This window comes from Flavitalea antarctica (genome assembly GCF_054461535.1).
This window is the reverse complement of the sequence record NZ_JBTLQG010000034.1, coordinates 1-21,924: the sequence shown is the minus strand read 5'-3', so window position 1 is coordinate 21,924 and position 21,924 is coordinate 1. Positions and strand designations below refer to the sequence as shown.

The window sequence follows — 21,924 nt, the reverse complement described above, 5'->3', positions numbered from 1 at the left end:
AATTTGACAAACCTGAGGTTGGCTGAACCCTGTAGCTTTCTGAAAGGGCAAATTGGCAAAGTTGAGGATCAGCTGAACCCGGTAGCTTTCTGAAATGGCAAACCTGCCAGATGACCTGGCCAATTAGAATCCACAATAGTGTTGCTGAATTGACGCCTTGACGTGTAATTGCCAGCAGGTCATTGTCGGTAGACTATTTCCTTTTATACAAGAATAATCATGAACAGGAAGATCCTGATAAAGCAACGCGACCTTACGGATTGCGGAGCAGCCTGCCTTTGTTCAGTTGCCGCTCATTACAAGTTGGAGTTACCTGTTAGCAGGGTAAGGCAACTGGCAGGTACCGATAAAAGGGGAACGAATGTTCTGGGTCTGATTGAAGCTGCAGAAAAAATAGGGCTACAGGCAACGGGTGCAAGAGGTAATGAAGACAGCCTTTTAAAGATTCCATTGCCTTCCATTATGCACCTGTTGATCAAGGACCAGCTTCAGCATTTTGTAGTCTTGTACAAAGTAAACAGACGCTATGTGTATTACATGGACCCTGCAGAAGGCAGGATAGTGAAACGCCCGAGGCTTCACTTCATGCAGGAATGGACCCGGGTGCTGGTGGTGTTGATGCCAGCTGAAACATTTACAACCGGTAAACACAGCGTTTCAAATCTAAGCCGGTTCTGGCAGTTGATCCGGCCGCATAAAATGATGATGCTTCAGGCCCTGGTTGGTGCGTTGGTTTTTACAGTGCTTGGCCTGGCATCATCAATTTATGTCCAGAAGATCATAGATCATGTATTGGTTGAAGGCAACCTGAGATTGTTAAACCTTTTGAGTGTGGTGATGATCGTTCTGCTATTGTTCCAGATTACGATTGGTACCCTGAAGTCTGTTTTTGCGCTACAAACGGGTCAGCATATAGACTCAAGGCTGATACTTGGTTATTACAAACATATTCTCGCTTTACCGCAGCGTTTCTTTGATACTATGCGGGTGGGCGAAATTATGAGCAGGATCAACGATGCGGTTAAGATCAGGACATTCGTTAACGAGGTGGCCCTTGATATTGTCGTAAATATCCTGATCATCTTTTTCTCACTGGGATTGATGTTTCTTTATTACTGGAAGCTTGCCCTGGTGATGTTGACGATCATTCCCTTTTATATCATCTTATTCATCATCAGTAAAAAACTCAGTAAGCAGCAACAACGAATGCTGATGGAAAACAGCGCTGAACTTGAATCTCAACTGGTGGAAAGCCTAAATTCCGCCGGAACGATAAAAATGTTCGGTTTGGAAAACTCAGCAAATAATAAAACACAAACAAGCTTCCTCAGGTTATTGAGAACAATTTATAGCGCCGGAACAAGTGCGCTGGCAATCGGTAATTTTTCCGAACTCATCACCAGGGTTTTCACGATAATAATTTTGTGGTCGGGCAGTTATTTTGTTTTACAAAACGAACTCTCACCGGGGGAATTATTATCATTTTATGCGCTGATCGGATATCTCACAACACCCGCTACCTCACTTATAGGAGCTAACAGAAAAATACAGGATGCGCTGATAGCGGCTGATCGCCTGTATGAGATCATTGATCTTGAAACTGAAACTAACTCCGATCCAAAAATTGAACTCACAAAGGAAAACAATGGAAATATCATTTTTGACAGGATCCGTTTCAGATATGGAACAAGAGGAATTGTATTTGATGGTTTAAGCCTGGTAATCCATGCTGGAGAAAGTACTGCGATTGTCGGTGAGAGCGGTAGCGGGAAATCTACCTTGATGGCCCTGCTTCAGAATCTTTATCCGTTACAAGACGGATCAATTACGATTGGCGGCATTGATCTGCGGCATGTTAGTAACGCCAGTCTCCGGAAACTGGTTGGAGTGGTACCACAGGATATAGATCTTTTCGCAGGAACGATAATTGAAAATATTGCGATCGGGGACGCTGAGCCCGACATGTACCACCTGGTTTTCATCTGCGAATTACTTGGCATGAAAGGGTTTATCGAATCACTTCCCCGCCAATACTACACGATGATCAATGAGCAAGGGGTGAACTTTTCAGGTGGGCAACGACAGAGGATTGCTTTAGCGAGGGCATTGTACCGCGATCCCGAGATACTGATTCTTGATGAAGCTACTTCAAGCCTTGATCCCCTTGCAGAAAAGCAGGTGAAGGAAGCATTGTCCTGGTTTTCATCAAAGGGAAAAACATTGATCATCATCGCTCACCGGCTTAGCACCATCAAACACTGCGGGCAGATCATGGTCCTGAAAAATGGAAGACTGGCTGAATGCGGTAAACACGAGGAACTTTTATCTGCAGACGGCATGTATGCAGCACTGTGGGATCATCATAGCAGCCGGCTTTGATGTCAGGCGCTGGGGGATCATCAAAGCAGCCGGCTTTGACGTAGGTGCAGTCTGCTTTGATGTCAGGCGCAGCCGGGATTCCCGCCGAATTTGCGCGAATGCGTATATTTGTGCGGTAATCTAAAACTAGCGACCATGGACGCCAAACAAGCTTATGATTTTTGGGCCTCTCTGTACGACTCCAACAAAAATAACACCAGGGACCTGGAGGCTATTGCTTTACGTAATATGCTTGATGATATCAGCTTTGAATCCTGCCTGGAAATAGGTTGTGGCACCGGGAAAAATACACAGTGGCTCGCGGACAGGTCCTATTCGCTCACCGGTGTCGATCTTTCAATAGAAATGCTCGCCAAAGCCAGGGAAAAAATAACCTCATCGAAAGTCACTTTCGTAAGTGCTGACATAACAAAAGACTGGACATTTGCATCAACACAGTATGATCTTATTAGTTTCAGCCTTGTCCTTGAACATATTGAGCTGCTTGAGCCTGTATTTCAAAAAGCTTCGAAAGTGCTTAAGCCAGGTGGGTATTTGTATCTCGGAGAACTTCATCCCTTTAAACAATATACAGGCACAAAGGCGAGGTTTGATACCGGCGCCGGCCTGCAAATCGTGGATTGCTTCAATCATCATATCAGTGATTTTACACGGGCAGCGGGCAAGGCCGGGCTTAAAATCCTGGATATGAATGAATATTTTGACACTCCGGATAGAAATGAAATTCCCCGTATTCTCGCTATTGTCTTTCAGAAGGCAAACTGATCCGGCTTTTCGGGTTGATGAAATGCAGCTGATCTCATCAACCCTGTCGGAGCGCACAATCAGATCGTTGATTGAAACATTCAATAGTTAAAACAATAAATAATTCTTTTGACGTTAATTCAACATCAACGTTCATAAACAGACAAGTATTACCGGTTATATGCTGAAGTTGAAAGTTTCTGTTGGTCTCTCTTTTATACTGATTGTTTACAGCTCAGCGCTACTATCCCAGGGCCGTTATGATTCCATAAAGACGAACCCATCGCTGGGTCTCAATGCATTTTATGGATTCTTTATTGCTAACCAGCCAAAATCTCTATACCTGAGGAATGATCATTCCAGGATGTTGGAATTAAGTATATCAAGACAAACAACAGGACGACGCCAATGGGAAAGGGAAAGTAATCTTCCGAGGCTCGGGATTGGTTTGATGTATGGCGATCTTGGGAGCAAGGAGTATCTTGGGAAACTCACGGCCCTCTATCCGTTTATCCACTTTCCATTGTTACGTGCAAAACGATCAGTTACCAGTTTCCGGCTTGGCGCCGGTCTTGGATGGGTCGAAAAACCATATGATAAGGAGACCAATTATAAAAACCTGATGATAAGCACTCATCTCAATGCTGCAATCAGCCTGAGGCTGCAAACAGAATGGGAGATCATGCGAAATATGTATTTAAATGCAGGCCTTGCCTTTACTCATCTTTCAAATGGCAGCGTGCGTTTACCTAACCTGGGTCTGAACATACCCGCCATAACAGCCGGCATACGATATGAAAAAGCATCCGGATCAGCTTTGAGCTCAGATGAACTCAGTGGAGCGGAAACACAATACGGTAGGAAAAATTTTAAACGCAGCACAAATCTTTATCTGCATGGAGCGTTTGCTTTCAAACAAACCTATCCACTGGAAAGCCAGGTCCAGCTCGTCCGGATATTGAATGTCGAATTAACACGGAGTCTTAGCCCGGTAAGCCGGTTGGCCGGCGGCTTAAACTTTAGTTATGATCCTTCATTGAGTAAAGAAATTTACGGAGCGCCCACCTATACATTCGACAAATCTGCGTTTCAATTGCAGGGCAGTATTTATGCGGGGTATGAGCATCTTGTAGGCAGGCTCTCTATACCCGTGCAACTCGGATTGTACTTTTACAACAACTATCCGATCAACCAGCTTTACCAGGTGATCGGACTGAGGTACCGGTTTTCGCAACGATGGATGACCTCCCTTCAATTAAAAGCACATTTTGGCAAAGCGGACTACATTCAATATGGAGTCGGCTATAAAATATTTTAGAAAAAAAGACTAAGATTTTTGAACACAACCCTAAGATAAGGCCTGAAAAAAATGCGGGAAGTACACCACGAATAAAAAAGAAATACACCAGGAATAAAAAGAAGTACACCCGGATCAAAAAGAAGTACACCAGGAAAAAAGAAGTATACCAGGAATAGAAAAATGAAAGCATTTAATTTCCATAAAAGACACGGTATTAGTATCAGTAAGCTATCTAATATCAGCGACTATCCTCTCCTGTTGATGATAGTAATTAGTACAGTGATCCTGCCTGGCTGCAAAAAGAACGGCTTGTTCCACGGCGCCGGGAACCTGAGCAAGGTAAAAGTGAATGTCGGTAGCTTTAATGAGATTGTACTGAATGATAAAGTCAACCTGATCCTTACCTATGATTCGGTTGAACAGGTCTCCCTGGAGGCTGGTGAAAATCTGATGGAAGAAATAAAGCTCGCTGTCCTGGATAATAAACTGATCATAAACGATAACAACAAGTTGAAGTGGTCACGTGATCTTGACTATGTAATCAATGTGTATGTTCGTTCGTCTCGTCTCAGTCGTCTCTCCTACTACGGTGCGGGGGATGTAAGATCAACGAACACGTGGAAAGCAGAGAAGTTTACTATTGATTCGTGGACCGGAATCGGAACGATCGATTTATCGCTTGAATCGGGAAATACAGAACTGATTGTCAGGATGGCAAACGCAAACATCAGGCTGAAGGGAAAGAGCCGGTACACCAGCATTTACTGCGCTGATTACGGTTCTGTTGACCTGGAACACTTTGAATCGGAAGAGATCGGTATGGATTACCGCAGTATTCGTAACTCAACTATCTATGTTACAAAAATGCTGACAGCGAAGATTCTGTACAAAGGAGATGTCTTTTACCGGGGCACCCCGGTCATAAATTCTACCTTGAATAGCAGCGGCAAACTTATAGTGTTGCCATAAGATCAAGACTACCCTGATGATCGAATTAAAAAATAAGGTAAATCTTGGGACTGAATTAGTTTGTTTTATATTCGTGTTTTAGACAGGAACATAAATCAGATTGAATCATTCATGGCTATATCTCCAAACTACCTCGTAGTAAAAACCTCTACGATCCCTGGTTCAGGCAAAGGACTTTTTACAAAAAAATTTATACCGGCTGGCACACGAATCGCGGAATATACCGGGAAGGTCTCCGCGTGGAAAGATGCTAACCATGAAGATGGGGACAATGGTTATATCTACTATGTAAAACGTAGTCATGTCATCGATGCCAAGGCTGATAAAAAGTCCATTGCGCGTTATGCCAATGACGCCAGGGGTTTGACCCGGGTAAAAGGAATCACCAACAACTGTGAGTATGTTGAAGAAGGCACAAGGGTTTATATTCATGCAAAAAGAAATATCGAGGCCGGCAGTGAACTCCTGGTTCCGTATGGCCCTGAATACTGGCAGGTGATACGATATAACAGAAACCTCGCCACCAAAGAAGCAACAAGCAAGGAAAGAGAAGCCAAAAAGAAGACTGCGAGGGAAAAAGCAGCAAGAAAGAGATCTTCCACCAGGAAATCAAGCTCATCAAAAATACCGGGAGCAGAGTCAGCCAAATCATCAGCCCGGAAACCATCGGGCGAAAAACTTTCCGTCGCAAAAGGGTCAGGTGCAAAAGCTTCCGCCGCAAAAGGCTCAGGTGCAAAGGGCTCAGTGGCAACAAAGAGGGGTTCCAAAACTTCTGTATCTGGCAGAACCAGGAACATTGCGGGAGAAAAACGAACCCGGGTGAAATCTGTTGTCGAAAAGGTTTATAAGCGACGTGCCTGATCTTGCGTGCCAACCGGTGTGGTCTGATTCGTGAACTTTCTTATCACAGTTGAAAGCCTAAGGATCCAGTGGGTCCAGGGGATTTATTTCAAGGGCACTGATATCAGGAACAAACGAGATATTACCCGCGCCGGCCTTCGAAAGGTCTTTATACGGCAGGTAACCTAGCTCATCCATGAATCGTTTTTTCATCATAGGGATATACATAGTCTGAAAAAAATCACTGGCCACGAGCACCGGCTTTCCGGCAGGCATATTTAATGCATATATAAGCCTGGAGGCATTCCGGATATTGGTTGTGGTGTGCCGGGCATATGGTTCAGCTATAATTGCTTCAGGTGGTATCTTCAATTCTGCAATAAGGTATTTTCTCATTTCTATCGCTTCGCTGTAAGGTGTTCTATCAGGATGAACATGACCGCCTGAAACTATGATAAAAGGTGCCTTACCCTTCCGGAATAGTGAAGCCGCCAGCTCGCAGCGTTTAGCTCCCCCCGGATCCAGCGGCACATCTAATGTTTGCGGTCCCAGGCCCGGAACCAGTATTGCACTGTACTCGTATTTATCCCAAACTGTTGATCCGGCCTTTTTATACGCACCCTTGTTCAGATCCGGGAGGGGCTCATACCTGACAGCTTCATCTCTGCCATTAAGCTCAAGAATTTTCAAGGCAGTCAGCCAGGGCAGACCATAAAAGGCATTGCTGGCACCTCTTCTACCCTTTAGTTCACTTACCGCGCGTTTCACCGCGTTCAGGTATTCTGCATCGTTACTTGCAAAACGAGCGGCGTCAATCTTCGGATAGCGTGGTTTCTTACCCGCAAGGTATACGTCAAATATATAATTTACGGCAGCGATACCATCCTGCATTCCCTGCCTGTAAATCTTTTTATCATTCCCGGATCTTTTTGCAGATTCCTTTAGCGGTTTCATCTCATCACTGGTGATTGAAAATGCTTTTGCCATGCATTCGCCATCCTGGCAGTCACGAATAGCAGCATCATATCGTTCACTGATCGCTGCAACGATAGCATGATGTTGGGCAGGGTTAGTGAATGAAGCATCTGCACCTGAATTATTGTTCATCATCTCAAACGACGGAAGAAGTTTACCTGTCAACCACCGCTCCTTCTGGGTAAGGTCGACCTTCACAAATCTTGTTGATGGTGATCTTTTGGGTGAATGACAAGAAACAAACCCAAATACCAAAACATACCAGGCCCATGGCAAGATGAATTTCTTCACGTTCGGTGATTTTAGTTCATAAATATAAGGTTTCAGGCAATTCCCGGACCATGAGGGAACCCGAACCAGGAATATTTACGAACCGGCTAGATAGCTTTTTCTGTGAGATATTTCCAGTACCTTTTTGGCATATGTTGAATATGGAGCCTTGTATTTTTTCTGGCTTTGATATTTACGCTTGCAAAATATTGTTGCCATAGTTGCTGGTACATAGATTCTTTTTCATCGTAAACAGCATCCGGCCTGGCTGCCATATCATCAGAAAAATCAATTTTAACCTCAGTGACCTGGTTAAGATCATAATAAATGCCATACCTGCGATAGGAGTCATAAATTAACCACCGTTGATCTGCATACCGGTCTTTAAAGTGGGTTTGAATTATCGGAAGCACATTATAATCCGGCTGTACAATCGCATAAAACGTCTGATCACTGGTAAGCTGAAAACGTACAAACGCTTCCATGCGGTGTTTTTCGCGATAAACCTTTCGAGCCATCTGCTGGACCTTAAGTACTGCCGGATGACCAAAATCATTTTCAACGCTGACCCTGGTCTTAAGCACATACCTTACAAATTCCAGCATAACATTTTCAATCTGTTTTTCCTCCGATAAAAATGTATGATATAATCGTCGCAGCGTCTGGCGGGTCATTTTGCCCGAAAGTGTTTTCCACACCCGTGCTGATTTGGACTCATCGGTAACGACGCAATGCTTTTGACACATCAGCTCACCCTGGTATAAATGTGCAGGTTGAATACCTGCATCTAAAAACTTGTATTCATATACCTCGAATACAGCAGTTAACCATCCTTTAAAGCTCCCGTCGTAAACAAGACTTGTCATCAAAACAATTTCATTTGGGGTGAAAAATTGATTTGATATTTTGATTGTGCAGTGCTTAAAATCTTTTGCCTGATTTCATTTGCTGTATAATCTTTCCGATGCGGGTTTGATTTGCCCGAAATAAAATATTTTGCCCGGTTAAACGAAACACCAATCTTTTTTAGTTGAAATTCATCCAGAGAACTATTATGTTTTCTTGCCTGGTAGATTTTCATAGCAGAGCCGACACCAATCCCCGGCACACGCATAAGTAATTTGTAATCGGCTTTGTTGATATCAAGCGGAAACAGGTGCAAATTTCTCAGCGCCCATGCCAGCTTAGGATCAATTTCAGCATCTAATAAGGGGTCCTGCGCAGTCACAATTTCCTCCACCTTAAAGTCGTAAAATCTCATGAGCCAGTCGGCCTGGTAAAGCCGGTTTTCCCTCATCATGGGTACCGGGGTGCCGATTGCAGGAAGACGATTATCATTACTGATGGGAACATAACCGGAATAATAAACCCGCTTGAGCTGCATCTTCTGATAAAAGTATTTTGACATCATGAGGATCTGCCAATCCGTTTCCGGAGTGGCACCTATAACCATTTGGGTACTTTGTCCTGCAGGCGCAAACATCGGCGCCTTCTTTAGTGTTTTTTGATGTTCCTTATTTTCAATGATTGCTTCTTTGAGAAATTCCATTGGCCGGATCATATCGTTCCTGTCTTTGTCCGGTGCCATTAGTTTAAGACTTTCCACTGTGGGCATCTCAACATTTATACTCAACCGGTCAGCATACAAACCAGCTTCAGTCAACAGTTCCGGACTAGCCCCCGGAATTGTTTTAAGATGAATATAACCGTTGAACTTGTGTTCGGTCCTTAACTTCTTAGCGACTCTCACCAATCTCTCCATGGTATAATCTGCATTGGAGAAAATTCCTGAACTAAGGAATAATCCTTCAATATAATTGCGCCTGTAAAAATTTATGGTAAGATCAACTACCTCTTCAACTGTAAATGCCGCACGTTTAATATCATTACTTTTTCTGCTTACACAATAAGCGCAATCGTAGATGCAGAAATTTGTCAGTAAGATTTTAAGCAATGATACACAGCGGCCATCTTCAGTATAAGCATGGCAGATCCCCATGCCTTTCGCATCGCCGATTCCCTTGTTATGATTTGAGCGTTTACTCCCACTCGAGGAACATGAAACGTCATACTTTGCTGCATCTGCGAGAATATTTAATTTTTCCAGAGTCCTTTCCTGCATCCACCTAAATATTTAGTATAAAAATACTAAATAATTTAGTACAATTACTAAAAATAACGTCTTTTCCCCCGGTATTTTTCAGAATTAACAATTGAACGAGGGCGCTGATAATTAAGTTGGTTCGAATTACTGTTTCACTCTATGTCAATTACTGTTTCAGTTGATTTGAATTACTGTTTCAGATTCAACGGTAGTTAGCGTAAATTTAGAGAACCGGTGAAGAGTGGTTTGTTGGTTGAATGCCGATCGCTTTCAAATCGATCGCTTAATTGTTCCTTTAAATAACCTGAATATGGCCACTAAAGTAAAAGTCTTCGTTTCCGGCGATGACCAGAATACGATCCGGAAGAATTACAGGGTACTCGAAAATTATGATAGCTTCCTGCTCGCCGAGGTCACTCCTGCTCAACTGAAAGCACTTCAGTCTGACTACCTTGTCGAAGACGTGAGCAATCAGTACAACATAGACATAGGTTTAAAAGATATTGATACTTCCAGGCCACGGATTACTGAACGGGGTATTACTGAACCTCATCCTGCGTATGGGGCAGCCGATGAAAAAAACCTCGGGCCGGGAAAACATCATTTTCTCGTCCAGTTTATTGGCCCGATAAAAAAACAATGGCTTAACACACTAAAAAAATCAGGCGCTGAGCCCAGGGCGCCCTATTCAGATTTTACCTATGTGGTAAGGGCGACGGAAGAAACCATTGCGGGGATTGCTAACCTTCCATTCGTACTATGGACGGGTCATCTTCCCTATGAGGCCCGGATAGAAACCATATTGCAGGCAAAAACCAAAAATATGAACCCGCCTGGTATGAAGCCGCTGCCCAGGACCCGTTTGCTCGAAGGAGTATATACGGTAGAATTTTTTGGAGAAGATGATGCGGCAAAAGCTGTAAAGGAAGTTAAAAAACTTGGCTTTAAAATCCTGGCAAACGAAGCAAAATCCAAACTGCTTATCGTAGAATCGAAAGAAAGCAGCGCCGGGCAAAAGAGCCAGGTAAAAGACCTGTCTAAAATACACGGAGTACGCAAAATCAGGGAGCGCGCCATAAACCGACCAAGCAACGATGTAGCAGCAGGTATCATGGGAACCGCGCTGAGTATGGCAACAAACGGAGCAAAAAGCCTGGGCCTGAGTGGAAAAGGCGAAACGATCGCCATCTGTGATACAGGGCTTGATACGGGAGATCCGGTGAAGATAAATAAGGACTTTGCAAAACGGGTTGCCTTTATCAAAAGCTACCCGATAACTGCTGACTTCAGTGATTATATCACCAATCCCGGCGGTGATGATGGCGCCGCGGATCTTGATAGCGGTCACGGCACCCATGTTGCCGGCTCAGTGCTGGGCGATGGCACAAACTCAGCCGGGCTCACCGGCATTGTTGGTCCTGTGAGAGGGCTGGCTTACAAAGCAAAACTTGTGTTCCAGGCTGTGGAGCAGGAGTTGAAATGGAAGGATCCTTCTTATATCTCCGAATATGGCAGGTATATTCTTGCGGGAATTCCTGCCAATCTCGAAACGCTTTTCGCTTATGCGTATCAGAAAGGAGCAAGAATACATTCCAACTCGTGGGGAGGCGGGAACCCGGGTGAGTATGATGAGCAATCGCGCCAGCTTGATCTTTTTACCTGGAACAAAAAAGATTTTTGTGTGTTGGTTGCTGCAGGCAATGATGGAACAGATAGTGATGGTGACGGAAAGATCAATCTCATGAGTGTTACTTCCCCCGGCACCGCAAAAAATTGTATTACCGTTGGCGCGAGCGAGAATAAACGTATCAACTTCAACACGGAAAAATATGGTACCTGGTGGCCAGGTGATTACCCGGTTCCTCCTATCAGTAATGATCCGATGGCCGATAAGCCAACACAGGTTGCCGCGTTTAGCAGCCGGGGCCCTACCCGCGACAAAAGGATCAAGCCGGATGTTGTCGCCCCGGGTACATTCATCTTATCTACGCGGTCTTCGATGATCGCCGCTAACAATACGGCATGGGCACCGTTCCCGCCCAGCAAACAATACTTTCATATGGGAGGTACGAGCATGGCCACCCCTTTGGTTGCAGGTGCGGTTGCCCTTATCCGTGAGTACCTCCGGACTGTTCAGAAGATCGCAAGCCCCACAGCTGCTTTATTAAAGGCAGCTGTGATAGCAGGAGCTGTAAAGTTGCCCGGCATCAGCGCAGCGACAGCACCGGCAGATAATCACCAGGGTTATGGTTGTATTAACCTGGATAATATTATCGCCCCGGCGAGCCCGGCGAAAGCCTATTTTCTTGACTCCAAAAAATCATTAAATACCGGCGAATCATTTGCAATAAATGTGAAGATAATTTCAGCGAAAGTGCCCTTCAAAATTGTTCTGGCATATACCGATTATCCGGGCAGTGCCCTGGTGAATAATCTGAACCTGGTTGTTACTGCCCCTAACGGGAAAAAATCTACCGGGAATACAGGGTTAGATGGCAATGTCATGTTCGATGCCAACAACAATGTAGAGTCACTGTTGATCAATAAGCCGGCGACGGGTCAATGGAAAATCGAAGTAATAGCTGCCAATGTACCACAGGGCCCGCAGGATTTTGCATTGGTCTATATCGCTAATGCATAACATGGTCTATATATAGCTAATGCATAACGTGTGTCTGTCTATTTCAGGTAGGCGGAATACATCCATACTGACTTTTCCTGTTCCCTGATATAGTCACTCATCAGTGCGTTAGTGCCTTCGTCATTTGCTTCAGATGAAAGATGAAGTAATTCGCGCTCGTCATCCAGCAGTATACGGAAACCATCCAATACAGCCTGGACCGCCTTATTTCCATCGGAAACATCCGTGATCTCTTTGAGATTGGCATTGCTTAAATAGTCAGAAAAGGAATGCAGCGGCTTATAGCCAAGGGTGAGTATCCGTTCAGCAACCTCATCGATTTTGGTTAATGCATCTGTATATAACTCTTCAAATTTCAAATGCAATTCAAAAAATTTATCTCCTTTGATATTCCAGTGAAAGCCTCTTGCGTTGATATAAAATAATTGCAGGTCCGATAACAGGAGGTTAAGTTTCGCTGCCAGTTCTTTTGCTTTCGAATCCTCAATTCCGATTTGATTTATCATTATGTTGGTTTTAGTGAGTTTTTAAGACATGCGCCCTTGCACTGTTAAAAGTAAATCATTTCAAAAATTTCTGAACATATCTGCAACAGAAAGCACTGGTTTAGACACAAAGATGCAGAAGGAAAAGCAGATCTTTTCTTTTTTAAAATAGTTAAATTGCGTTCATGGAGGATTTTACCATTGATGTGGGCCGGGTTGAAGAGCTCCAGATGATTAACGATAAACAGGAGCTCGATATCATCTTTCAAAAAGCCAAAAGTACATTGGTGAACGGGGTCACTGTTCACCTTGCCCGGAAAAATAGCATGGGAAAACTCATTCCATTTGAGCATTTTACTACCCTGCCGGACCTTTCCGCTTATAAGAAAACGGTGTACAAATATATTCAAACAGAGTAATGCAAGTCCGGGTGGGACTAACTCTATCACGAAACAGAAAACTAATAAATGCTCACATCTATCCTGACAGCCAGTATTCTTGAAAAGGCCCGGTTACTCTGGGACTATCATCTTATGAATCATCAACCCCAAAAGTCCGATTGCATACTTGTGCTTGGTAGTCATGATCTACGTGTGGCTGAACGCGGCGCTGAATTGTACCTGCAGGGTTATGCCCCCCTGCTGATTTTTTCCGGGGGTCTCGGAAATTTTACAAAGGAAACCTGGACCAGCTCGGAAGCGGATCTGTTCGCGGAAAGGGCCATTGAAATGGGCGTACCGGAAAATGTAATTTTACGGGAGAATAAATCCACAAACACAGGTGAAAATATCCAATTCACACAAAAGCTTCTTCAGCAACAAGGTCTGAATCCTGAGACTTTCTTACTGGTCCAGAAACCCTACATGGAAAGAAGAAGTTATGCCACGTTTAAAAAAAACTGGCCCGAAAAACAATTACTGGTTACTTCTCCCCAGATCCCTTTTGAAGATTATCCAAACGAAGAAATTCCAATCGAGAAAGTGATCAATATAATGGTTGGTGATTTGCAAAGAATCAAGTTGTATCCTGCCAGGGGTTTTCAGATCTATCAGGAAATACCTGACGAAGTATGGGCAGCATGCGAGTCACTGATAAAGACCGGTTTCAACAAACACCTGATGAAAGATTAGCGTTGGTACAGATCAAGAAGTGATTAACCAGATAACACATAACAACTATGAAAGAGCTGAGAGAAATAGTGAAGGCACATAAACAAGCGGTAAAGGACAACAAGCGCACCGCCCTGGCGACAGTTGTTCACATCGACGGTTCTTCATACCGCCAGCCAGGGGCCCGTATGCTGATCACTGAGGATGGCATGCTGACAGGCGCGATCAGTGGGGGTTGTCTCGAGGGAGATGCCTTGCGGAAGGCCCTGCTGGTTATCGCGAATGCTAACCCGGTTGTAGTTACTTACGATACAAGTGATGAAGACGATATGAAGATAGGAATCGGTCTTGGCTGTAATGGCATCATCCAGATAATGATCGAACCGATAATAGAAAGTGACCCCTTCAACCCGATAAAGCTTATTGAACAAATATTTACCGCGAGAGAACCGGCGGTAATCGTAACGCTTTTTTCGCTGGAAGATCGTAAATCAAAATCTGCAGGGACAAGATATTTACTGCAGCATAGTGGCAACGAGCTATCTTCCGTGGCGGACAATTCAGAACTTGAATTATTACGCGACAGATCTCAAGAGGTACTTGCTAAAGGAGAATCTATTATCGTCCCTAAGTTTTTGGCAATGAAATTCGACTGCCTGTTTTTCCTTGCTTTGCCTGCTTTGTCGGTTGTAATAATTGGTGCAGGCAATGATGTTTTGCCGCTGGCTTCTATAACCAACACCATGGGTTGGGATACCACCATCGCAGATGGAAGAACCAACTACGCCACTGTTGCCCGTTTTCCCACTGCCACCAGGGTTCTTGTCACAAAACCATCAAAGGTTCTTGAGGAGATAGTAACCGATAACAGGACAGTTTTCCTGTTAATGACGCATAACTATAACTATGATCTTGATCTGTTGAAACGATTACTTGAAACTCCGACCAAATATATTGGCATATTGGGACCAAGAAAAAAAACGATCAAAATGCTGGAAGAGTTACAGGAAGAAGGAAACAAGCAACTGACCAGTGAGCAGCTTGACAAAATACATGGACCAACGGGTCTGGACACCGGGGCTGAAAATGCGGAAGAGATCGCGCTTTCGATTTGTGCTGAGATCAACGCGGTCATGAACGATAAATATGGTACAAAACTCCGGAACAAAACTGAGCCAATTCACGGTACCACTAATTCCCTTCGATAATGATGAACAGCATTCCTGATTTTGCAATTATCATACTGGCCGCCGGCCAATCGAGCCGCATGGGTGAGCCGAAGCAACTCCTGGTCTATGAAAACGCAACACTACTGGAACGCGCAGTGCAGACAGCTTCAGCCGTAGCAGGCGACAAGCTTTGTGTTGTGCTGGGAGCAAACGCTAATATAATAAAGGAACAGGTGCCAAATGTTGCGGGTATATCTGTGTTCAACGAGAATTGGAAAAGAGGCATGGGTACTTCAATTGCTGTAGGATTGCAGTCTATCCTTGACCTGTATCCGAACACGAAGGCAGTCATTATCATGGCAGCTGATCAACCGTTTGTAAACAGCGGGCACCTGCATGCGATGATAACGCACAAAGCCGAATCCCACAAGCCAATAGTAGCATCCGCGTATAAGGATGCAATAGGTATCCCTGCCCTTTTTGATGAAATGTTTTTCGAAGACCTCCTCAATCTCGAAACAGATAAAGGCGCAAAAGATATTATCATCACGCACGAACAGCAGGTTGCAAGCTTGCCCCTGCCGGGAGGTGAAATCGATATTGATACTCCTGAACAATTTGATTCGATCCGGAACAAGATTAACTGAAGCCGGGCATATATTTCCTATATTTATTAAAAGAATTCTCAAATGAAAAAAGTGTTCCCAGTATTAATCGCAATAACAATTATGGCAATTACGAATGCAGGAGAGGTGGCTGCACAAACAACACCATCGTCAACCACGGGCAAAGCATTACGACATGTAGTAATGTTTAAATTCAAGGAAACTTCATCTGCTGCAGATATTGCAAAGGTTGAGACCGCTTTCGCAGGCCTTTCCAAAACTATTCCTTTGATCAAGTCATTTGAGTGGGGTATGAATAACAGCCCCGAAAATCTGAACCAGGGGCTTACCCACTGTTTCCTCGCTACATTTGCGAGCGAAAAGGATCGTGACGCTTATCTCATTCATCCAAAACATGTTGAGTTCACCAAAATTGCCGGACCGCATATCGACAAAGTAACGGTGGTGGACTATTGGGTAAAATAAACGTTCATCCGGGAAAACTTAAAACATCCTCCGAATAGTAAAACAGCCATCCGTGCGAACGGATGGCTGTTTTTATTTATAACCATTGAACCAGGTCCCTCACATTTATGTATCGGACTTTATTGTTGAACCTGCTTCCTGGCATTCCTTTATTCAACCACTGTATTAAATTCTGTATCGACATCTGTACTTGACTTTGGACTGTCAAATGGATCCTCGGTAGCTTTTGAACCATTAGGATAATGTCTGAGCAAAATACGGATCTTGCCATTAGCTTTGGCTCCTGTGGTCCAGGTACTCATGATTCCCACCGGAACTCCGTTTGAATCATTACTAAAATTGTTGACCGTGATGTTAGAACCCGCAGCAGGCAGATAATAAAAACGGTGATCCGTTCCCTCTTCTTCTACTTCGGCAGTCACATCTTGTATGGGATTCGCGGTTTTGTTTAATAACTTCAGTTCGACATCATACACTTTATTTGGCAATAACCTGATCACATCAATCACTGGTGCAGCTGAACCGGCGCCGAACCCATCCGGGTCATCAAATTTATAAATGATATGATTCAGGGTCACCCGATCCATAATATGAAGTTCAAGGGTGGTCACCACTTCATTGTCATTTTCTTCCTCAGCAACTTCTTTGCTGCAAGCACTTAGGACTAACATGAATCCGACTGCTGTAAAAACATTCTTAAAATACTTTTTCATGCCTTGAGTTTTAAATTTTAAATCCTGAAACGAATATTAATTAATGTAGATCAGGATACTGAAATCAGAAAGTAAACTTCAGCCTGATCTGTACGTTTATTCCCGCTTCGTCAACATAATAACGGAAACTGTTCAGATAGTCGCGATATTTTGTGTTCAATAAATTGTGAACGCCGGCGCCAATCGTAAAAGGGTATTTACCAAACCGCATAGTAACAGCCCCATTAAGATTTACAAGGTTATATGCCGGCGGCGGTTCCTTATAATCCTGCCTGCCGTTTTTGTCATCAGGCACGCGGCTCTGCTTGAAAACATTTGCAAATTCAACGCCGATATAAGGTTCACTGATGTGTGTGTTGCCCTTGAATGTGTAGACCAGTTCGTTCGAAATTCTGTCAGCCGGCATCAATATCAGCCAGTCATCGATCCGTTTGTTGTATGCTCTCAATATTGAGGTTTTAGAATTGAGCGCGAACCTGCTTAAAAAGCGATAGCTGAGTGCCGCATCAAGTCCTCTTAACAAGGCATCTGTCTGTTCATACACAATCTTAGGGAAAGCTCCTGCAATCGTAAGAACCGGGTCATCCGGTTTTGGTTGCTGGTAAATAAAATCCCTGATATAGTTATTATATAATGAAAGCTCTGCAGTAAATGTCCGCGCAGGATTTGCATAATCAAACCCGATTGCTACATTATACGACTTCTCGGGAGAAAGGTTGATATCACCCACTTCATAGGTGGCGGTACCATGGTGAATACCGTCACTCAGCAGTTCATTCACATGAGGGGCACGGCTCGCATGAGAAAGATTAACATTGACATGCATATCTGGTCTTATGGTATATGCCGTGTTGAGTGATGCCCCCAGGGTTGAAAAATCAAAATCGTATGATGTCAATACACTGTTCCTTCGGCGCTGTGTAGAAAATGCCTTATAGTCATATCTTATGCCTGCCTGTATATCCCAGTTGTCTTTTTTCCATTTTTCAATCCAGTAACCACCATAGGTTGCTGAAGTGTAGTACGGAATAAAGTAACGCCCTGTATAAGAATTATCCTGCTGCATGAAAGAAACTCCCGCCGTTCCTTTAAGATTAAAAACAGAAGGGTGTTCCCAGGATAAATCTTCCGTTAGCGTAAGAATGTCGAGATTAAGCTGGGGCCTCACATTAGTACTGCTTCTCACAATGTCATACTCCTTTCTTTCATTGTATTGGGCAGCTACGGTAAGTTGAAACTTGTTTGCTCCTTTATACAGGTTGGATTTGAGTTTAAACAAACGATGGGTAACTTCCTGGTTTGGCCTTTCGATCGAGTAACCCTTTTCATTCAGGTATATATCATCGGGCTTTGGGGCCTCGATGGCTTCTATAAGATCTGTCAGGTTACCAATATGAGAGCCGGTGAATATCCCGACCCTGGTATGGAACTGGCTATAAAAAGCTTCGAGGTTATAGTGTTCTTTTTTCCAGCCGGCCGTTACTGAAAAGTTCTCTTCCTGGATAGCGGTATTGTTTAGCCGGTAATCAGGTGTCCGGACATTTGCGCCCCGTTTAAAAGTACCCTGCAGGCGGTAACTGAAAGCAGGCACTTTTTTCAGTTGCTGTTCATAAACACCAGAGACTACATACTCATTGTTGTTGGTGAAATAGACGGTGTTGATCTCCCCATGGTGGCCGGGAAGATACCGGCGGGATTTTGGATCGACAAGTATCACCCCGCCTATCGCATCAGATCCGTATTTCAATTCATCGACACCCTTGATCACAATGAGTTTGTCTGCGATAAACGGATCTATCTCCGGCGCATGTTCATTACCCCACTGCTGCCCTTCCTGTCTCACCCCATTGTTTATTGTCAGAATCCGGTTACTGTGTAACCCATGGATTATTGGTTTCGCAATTGTTGAGCCTGTCTGAAGCATGGTGACCCCGTTGAGTTTCGCCAGTGCCTCGGCCAGGGACAATCCACTCGCCTGGTCAAGACGCGCGCCGGAAAGTTCCTGTTTGAATCCTGTATTAGCCAGCTGTTTTGTACCGGAAACAATTACTTCCTGCAGGTTATTCTTAAGATGCGGCAACAAAAGGTCCACATGGGTATTTTTTGCGACTGTTACTTTTTGTGTGACAGGTTCGCAACCGACATGCGTAACATAAAGTTCATACGTACCCGGACATAATTTCGTAAAAGCGAAATCACCGTTTTCGTCAGTCGTGACTTCAAGGTTAAGGGGCATGATGTTCACCGTAGCCCCGCCAAGTTGATCTTTTGTATCAGAATCTTCGACATGGCCCTTCAGGGTAATATTACAATCCTGTGCACTGATACGTGACCAGCTGCCGCAAAGCAGAAAAACTATTAGTAAGTAACGCACACGTGTAAAATGTAAAATTAGAAACAGGTTTCCGCGTCATGCAGAGACCAAATCAGGGAAGTGACTTCATCAGACGATTGCAGGGGGACCACGAAGAAAACTAAGATCCATTTCATCAGAATCCCGGAGACAAACATATGTCCCGTGATCCGGGGCGATGAGTAGCGGACAGTGTGCAGTAAAAAGCTGGGGATTGTTATTATAAGTCTGTTGTAAAAAAAGATTGTCAGCACTACAACTAAATGTTTCGGCTGAGACTTGTGCCTCACCCTGGTTACTTGTCCATTTGACGTGCTTGTGATTGGTAACAAAATTATGAAGTACCTGCCGTGGCAGGAGGCTCAGCCCGAACACTACCAAAACCAGGATCGCTCTTAACTTATATGTGTATCCCTTAACCGGCATCTTTTGTTACAATGTTGCAAATATACAGCTTCTGTTGAATAAAATAAAAACCACCCTAAAGGATTTACATTTGCAGATACAACATTGATAATGGCTATAACTGTTTTATTTTTTGGACAACTGGCGGAAATTGCGGGAGGCGGCGAGTTGACTGTAGGGGAAACGGGTGGCCTGAACGGACAATTTCCCGGACCCGGAGATACCAGCACAAAAGAGCTGAAAGCGATGCTGTTGGAGCGCTTTCCGAGACTTGCTGACATTGTGTTCAATATCGCGGTGGACACTGTAATTATCGACGGCGATGTTGCTTTGAAGCCGGGGAGTTCGGTCGCTTTTTTGCCCCCGTTTTCGGGTGGTTAAACCGGCATTAAGCGGGTGGCTGACAGCAGGTGCCTCATTTTTAAAAATTGTATCAAAAGGAAGAGATGGCCGAAAAACTAAAAAACATTTTTGTTAAAGGGAAGATCACCGGGGATTTTATTGCTTCCTCTATTACAAAACATCAGTCCAAAACTGATATCGGGGCACATAGTATTTTCCTCGGCCAGGTGAGGGCCGATGAAATCGGGGGAAACAGGGTGAGAGCAATTGAATACAGTACCTATGAGGACATGGCCCTGGCGAAGATGCAGGAGATCCGCGAGCAGGTATTTGGCAAGTATTCGTTAACATGTATGCATGTTTATCACAGCCTCGGTACTGTTGAAGCCGGTGAAATTTGCCTGTTTGTGTTTACTTCGTCAAAACACCGGAAATCAGCCATCGATGCATGTTCGGAAACGGTTGAATTGATCAAGGCCGAACTACCTGTCTGGGGTAAGGAACTTTTTGAAGATGAAACGCATCAGTGGAAAATAAATAACTAAGAATGGTTGATATCACGCAAAAGGTTTCGAGTCTTCGTAAGGCAGTAGCATTGGCAGTTGTGAAGGTATCCTCCCAGGCTACCATCGATCGCATAATAGGAAAAACAATTCCAAAAGGTGATCTCTTTGAATTTTCCAGGGCTGCAGGATTACTTGCTGTAAAAAAAACCAGCGATGTGATTCCTGATTGTCATCCCTTGCCAGTTGAGTTTACCGCCATCAGGCACAACATAAAAGGCCTTGAAATTGAAGTTGAGGTAGAAGTTCATACTATTTATAAAACAGGTGTTGAAGTAGAAGCTATGCACGGGGCCGCCATCACGGCGTTGACCATGTATGATATGCTTAAACCCATTGACAAGTCAGTGGAGATAGGTACAATAAAACTTGCCTCCAAACATGGTGGGAAAACTACATTCAAGGGAGATATGGCCCCCGATCTGCGATGCGCCGTAATCGTATGTTCAGATAGTGTGTCAGCAGGCAAAAGTGAAGACCTTAGTGGCCATAAAATAGTCGACAAGCTTAAAACATTTGAAGTCGATGTTTCCAGGTACGAGGTAATCAGCGATGATTTTGACGGTATCCAGGCAATGGCAAGAAAGCTGGTGGAGGAACATTATAATCTCGTTATTTTCACAGGTGGAACAGGTTTATCCCCACGTGATAACACACCTGATGCAATTCTTCCTTTACTGACTGTGTCGATTCCCGGGATCATGGAAACTGCCCGGAATTATGGACAGCAACGAACACCTTATTCCATGCTAAGCCGCGGGGTTGCCGGCTTTATCAATAATACGCTTGTGATAACCTTGCCTGGCTCACCCAAGGGTGTTGAAGAAACAATGAACGCATTGTTCCCATATATTTTTCATATTTTCCGGGTCGCAGATGGCTTGCGCCATTAGCGGATCCTGGTCCGGTATTCTTACATCACTGGCCGGACCTGATAAATTCATACTTATGATACGTTTGCTTTTGTTCTCCTTGCTCAGCTTTATAGTGATTCATGTTCAAGCCCAGCGTAAACCCGGCCTCCCCCGCCAGTTTATAGAATACCAGTTCAGGACCGGCACCGATCAGTACATGCTATTAAGAACCAAAACGCCGGACAACCTGTTTCCAAGAAGTTATGCTCCGGATCTTGACCGGGCAGTCACCAGTAAGAGTGACTGGTGGTGCAGTGGATTTTATCCGGGCTCATTACTGTTGATGTTTGAATTTACCCGTCATGATTCACTCAAACAGGAAGCATTAAGAAAGCTGAAAATCCTGGAAAAAGAAAAGGATAATAAAGGAACCCATGATCTCGGCTTTATGATGTATTGCAGTTTCGGCAATGGCTTGAGAATATTAAAGGATTCATCTTACATACCTGTCCTTATCACTTCTGCAAAATCCCTGATGACAAGGTATAACGCTAAGACACAAACGATAAAGTCATGGGATCACGGCAAGTGGGCGTACCCGGTGATCATTGATAACAT

21 protein-coding genes and 1 pseudogene are annotated in these 21,924 nt (G+C 44.1%); 15 read left to right on the top strand and 7 right to left on the bottom strand.

The genetic code is table 11. The features are described 5' to 3' along the window. Positions 1-219 precede the first annotated feature (219 nt). From ACX0G7_RS22095 to ACX0G7_RS22075, 5 genes are all read left to right on the top strand, one after another. Positions 220-2,379 carry a peptidase domain-containing ABC transporter gene (locus ACX0G7_RS22095; RefSeq protein ID WP_458925701.1) on the top strand — a complete coding sequence of 720 codons (2,160 nt, stop codon included), beginning with the start codon at positions 220-222 and terminating at the stop codon, positions 2,377-2,379. Positions 2,380-2,514: 135 nt separating this feature from the next. After that, positions 2,515-3,144, top strand: coding sequence for a class I SAM-dependent methyltransferase (locus ACX0G7_RS22090; RefSeq protein ID WP_458925700.1), 630 nt, complete (start codon positions 2,515-2,517; stop codon positions 3,142-3,144). Between the two features lie 160 nt (positions 3,145-3,304). Then, positions 3,305-4,441, top strand: coding sequence for an acyloxyacyl hydrolase (locus ACX0G7_RS22085; protein ID WP_458925699.1), 1,137 nt, complete (start codon positions 3,305-3,307; stop codon positions 4,439-4,441). Positions 4,442-4,603: 162 nt separating this feature from the next. Beyond that, positions 4,604-5,392: a GIN domain-containing protein gene (locus ACX0G7_RS22080; RefSeq protein ID WP_458925698.1), complete on the top strand. Its 789-nt coding sequence runs from the start codon at positions 4,604-4,606 to the stop codon at positions 5,390-5,392. A 111-nt stretch (positions 5,393-5,503) separates the two neighbouring features. Beyond that, on the top strand, positions 5,504-6,253 hold the full coding sequence (locus ACX0G7_RS22075; protein WP_458925697.1) for an SET domain-containing protein: 750 nt from the start codon (positions 5,504-5,506) through the stop codon (positions 6,251-6,253). 57 nt (positions 6,254-6,310) lie between these two features. Here ACX0G7_RS22075 and ACX0G7_RS22070 read toward each other — a convergent pair whose 3' ends face one another. The 3 genes from ACX0G7_RS22070 to ACX0G7_RS22060 all read right to left on the bottom strand — a co-directional run bounded on the left by ACX0G7_RS22070 (position 6,311) and on the right by ACX0G7_RS22060 (position 9,599). Further along, entirely contained in the window at positions 6,311-7,498 is a 1,188-nt protein-coding gene (locus ACX0G7_RS22070; protein ID WP_458925696.1) for a YdcF family protein, read from the bottom strand. Between the two features lie 86 nt (positions 7,499-7,584). Further along, positions 7,585-8,343, bottom strand: a complete 759-nt coding sequence (locus ACX0G7_RS22065; RefSeq protein WP_458925695.1) for a TIGR03915 family putative DNA repair protein — start codon at positions 8,341-8,343, stop codon at positions 7,585-7,587. Then, positions 8,343-9,599 carry a putative DNA modification/repair radical SAM protein gene (locus ACX0G7_RS22060; RefSeq protein ID WP_458925694.1) on the bottom strand — a complete coding sequence of 419 codons (1,257 nt, stop codon included), beginning with the start codon at positions 9,597-9,599 and terminating at the stop codon, positions 8,343-8,345. Before ACX0G7_RS22060 ends, ACX0G7_RS22065 begins: the two co-directional genes overlap by 1 nt. Before the next feature lie 292 nt (positions 9,600-9,891). Between ACX0G7_RS22060 and ACX0G7_RS22055 the strand changes: the two genes are divergently transcribed. Beyond that, a complete protein-coding gene (locus ACX0G7_RS22055; RefSeq protein WP_458925693.1) occupies positions 9,892-12,222 on the top strand; it encodes a S8 family serine peptidase in 2,331 nt (776 codons plus the stop codon). 38 nt (positions 12,223-12,260) lie between these two features. Here the strand turns inward: ACX0G7_RS22055 and ACX0G7_RS22050 are convergent, their stop codons facing one another. After that, a complete protein-coding gene (locus tag ACX0G7_RS22050) occupies positions 12,261-12,728 on the bottom strand; it encodes a Dps family protein (RefSeq protein WP_458925692.1) in 468 nt (155 codons plus the stop codon). Positions 12,729-12,892: 164 nt separating this feature from the next. On the opposite strand from ACX0G7_RS22050, the gene ACX0G7_RS22045 reads away from it, so the two are divergent. Genes ACX0G7_RS22045 through ACX0G7_RS22025 form a run of 5 tightly spaced genes read left to right on the top strand, consistent with a single transcriptional unit; the run spans position 12,893 to position 16,076 of the window. Further along, the gene (locus tag ACX0G7_RS22045; RefSeq protein WP_458925691.1) at positions 12,893-13,126 is read left to right on the top strand and encodes a hypothetical protein; all 234 of its coding nucleotides are present in this window, start codon (positions 12,893-12,895) and stop codon (positions 13,124-13,126) included. Positions 13,127-13,174: 48 nt separating this feature from the next. Beyond that, entirely contained in the window at positions 13,175-13,837 is a 663-nt protein-coding gene (locus tag ACX0G7_RS22040; protein ID WP_458925690.1) for a YdcF family protein, read from the top strand. Between the two features lie 47 nt (positions 13,838-13,884). Further along, positions 13,885-15,024, top strand: coding sequence for an XdhC family protein (locus ACX0G7_RS22035; protein WP_458925689.1), 1,140 nt, complete (start codon positions 13,885-13,887; stop codon positions 15,022-15,024). Then, positions 15,024-15,632 carry a nucleotidyltransferase family protein gene (locus tag ACX0G7_RS22030; RefSeq protein WP_458925688.1) on the top strand — a complete coding sequence of 203 codons (609 nt, stop codon included), beginning with the start codon at positions 15,024-15,026 and terminating at the stop codon, positions 15,630-15,632. Before ACX0G7_RS22035 ends, ACX0G7_RS22030 begins: the two co-directional genes overlap by 1 nt. Positions 15,633-15,674: 42 nt before the next feature. Beyond that, positions 15,675-16,076 (top strand): Dabb family protein, encoded by a 402-nt coding sequence (locus ACX0G7_RS22025; protein ID WP_458925687.1) that lies wholly within the window; start codon positions 15,675-15,677, stop codon positions 16,074-16,076. A gap of 149 nt (positions 16,077-16,225) precedes the next feature. On the opposite strand, the gene ACX0G7_RS22020 is transcribed toward ACX0G7_RS22025, so the two are convergent. The 3 genes from ACX0G7_RS22020 to ACX0G7_RS22010 all read right to left on the bottom strand — a co-directional run bounded on the left by ACX0G7_RS22020 (position 16,226) and on the right by ACX0G7_RS22010 (position 19,568). After that, on the bottom strand, positions 16,226-16,789 hold the full coding sequence (locus tag ACX0G7_RS22020) for a hypothetical protein (RefSeq protein ID WP_458925686.1): 564 nt from the start codon (positions 16,787-16,789) through the stop codon (positions 16,226-16,228). Between the two features lie 64 nt (positions 16,790-16,853). Then, positions 16,854-19,163: a TonB-dependent receptor gene (locus ACX0G7_RS22015; RefSeq protein WP_458925685.1), complete on the bottom strand. Its 2,310-nt coding sequence runs from the start codon at positions 19,161-19,163 to the stop codon at positions 16,854-16,856. A 69-nt stretch (positions 19,164-19,232) separates the two neighbouring features. After that, positions 19,233-19,568, bottom strand: a complete 336-nt coding sequence (locus ACX0G7_RS22010) for a hypothetical protein (protein WP_458925684.1) — start codon at positions 19,566-19,568, stop codon at positions 19,233-19,235. A 90-nt stretch (positions 19,569-19,658) separates the two neighbouring features. On the opposite strand from ACX0G7_RS22010, the gene ACX0G7_RS22005 reads away from it, so the two are divergent. From ACX0G7_RS22005 to ACX0G7_RS21990, 4 genes and pseudogenes are all read left to right on the top strand, one after another. After that, entirely contained in the window at positions 19,659-19,928 is a 270-nt protein-coding gene (locus tag ACX0G7_RS22005) for a MoaD/ThiS family protein (RefSeq protein ID WP_458925683.1), read from the top strand. 65 nt (positions 19,929-19,993) lie between these two features. Next, positions 19,994-20,434, top strand: coding sequence for a molybdenum cofactor biosynthesis protein MoaE (locus ACX0G7_RS22000; protein ID WP_458925682.1), 441 nt, complete (start codon positions 19,994-19,996; stop codon positions 20,432-20,434). Positions 20,435-20,436: 2 nt separating this feature from the next. Beyond that, entirely contained in the window at positions 20,437-21,345 is a 909-nt protein-coding gene (gene moaCB / locus ACX0G7_RS21995) for a bifunctional molybdenum cofactor biosynthesis protein MoaC/MoaB (protein WP_458925681.1), read from the top strand. 55 nt (positions 21,346-21,400) lie between these two features. Then, positions 21,401-21,924: pseudogene (locus ACX0G7_RS21990) on the top strand (glucuronyl hydrolase); the annotation flags it as partial.

Coding starts and splice junctions, on each gene's coding strand:
- ACX0G7_RS22085 (WP_458925699.1), top strand. CDS start 3,305: ATGCTGAAGTTGAAAGTTTCTGTTGGTCTCTCTTTTATACTGATTGTT.
- ACX0G7_RS22045 (WP_458925691.1), top strand. CDS start 12,893: ATGGAGGATTTTACCATTGATGTGGGCCGGGTTGAAGAGCTCCAGATG.
- ACX0G7_RS22010 (WP_458925684.1), bottom strand. CDS start 19,568: ATGCCGGTTAAGGGATACACATATAAGTTAAGAGCGATCCTGGTTTTG.
- ACX0G7_RS22000 (WP_458925682.1), top strand. CDS start 19,994: ATGGCCGAAAAACTAAAAAACATTTTTGTTAAAGGGAAGATCACCGGG.
- ACX0G7_RS22025 (WP_458925687.1), top strand. CDS start 15,675: ATGAAAAAAGTGTTCCCAGTATTAATCGCAATAACAATTATGGCAATT.
- ACX0G7_RS22005 (WP_458925683.1), top strand. CDS start 19,659: ATGGCTATAACTGTTTTATTTTTTGGACAACTGGCGGAAATTGCGGGA.
- ACX0G7_RS22075 (WP_458925697.1), top strand. CDS start 5,504: ATGGCTATATCTCCAAACTACCTCGTAGTAAAAACCTCTACGATCCCT.
- ACX0G7_RS22035 (WP_458925689.1), top strand. CDS start 13,885: ATGAAAGAGCTGAGAGAAATAGTGAAGGCACATAAACAAGCGGTAAAG.
- ACX0G7_RS22060 (WP_458925694.1), bottom strand. CDS start 9,599: ATGCAGGAAAGGACTCTGGAAAAATTAAATATTCTCGCAGATGCAGCA.
- moaCB (WP_458925681.1), top strand. CDS start 20,437: ATGGTTGATATCACGCAAAAGGTTTCGAGTCTTCGTAAGGCAGTAGCA.
- ACX0G7_RS22020 (WP_458925686.1), bottom strand. CDS start 16,789: ATGAAAAAGTATTTTAAGAATGTTTTTACAGCAGTCGGATTCATGTTA.
- ACX0G7_RS22095 (WP_458925701.1), top strand. CDS start 220: ATGAACAGGAAGATCCTGATAAAGCAACGCGACCTTACGGATTGCGGA.
- ACX0G7_RS22050 (WP_458925692.1), bottom strand. CDS start 12,728: ATGATAAATCAAATCGGAATTGAGGATTCGAAAGCAAAAGAACTGGCA.
- ACX0G7_RS22030 (WP_458925688.1), top strand. CDS start 15,024: ATGATGAACAGCATTCCTGATTTTGCAATTATCATACTGGCCGCCGGC.
- ACX0G7_RS22080 (WP_458925698.1), top strand. CDS start 4,604: ATGAAAGCATTTAATTTCCATAAAAGACACGGTATTAGTATCAGTAAG.
- ACX0G7_RS22065 (WP_458925695.1), bottom strand. CDS start 8,343: ATGACAAGTCTTGTTTACGACGGGAGCTTTAAAGGATGGTTAACTGCT.
- ACX0G7_RS22040 (WP_458925690.1), top strand. CDS start 13,175: ATGCTCACATCTATCCTGACAGCCAGTATTCTTGAAAAGGCCCGGTTA.
- ACX0G7_RS22090 (WP_458925700.1), top strand. CDS start 2,515: ATGGACGCCAAACAAGCTTATGATTTTTGGGCCTCTCTGTACGACTCC.
- ACX0G7_RS22055 (WP_458925693.1), top strand. CDS start 9,892: ATGGCCACTAAAGTAAAAGTCTTCGTTTCCGGCGATGACCAGAATACG.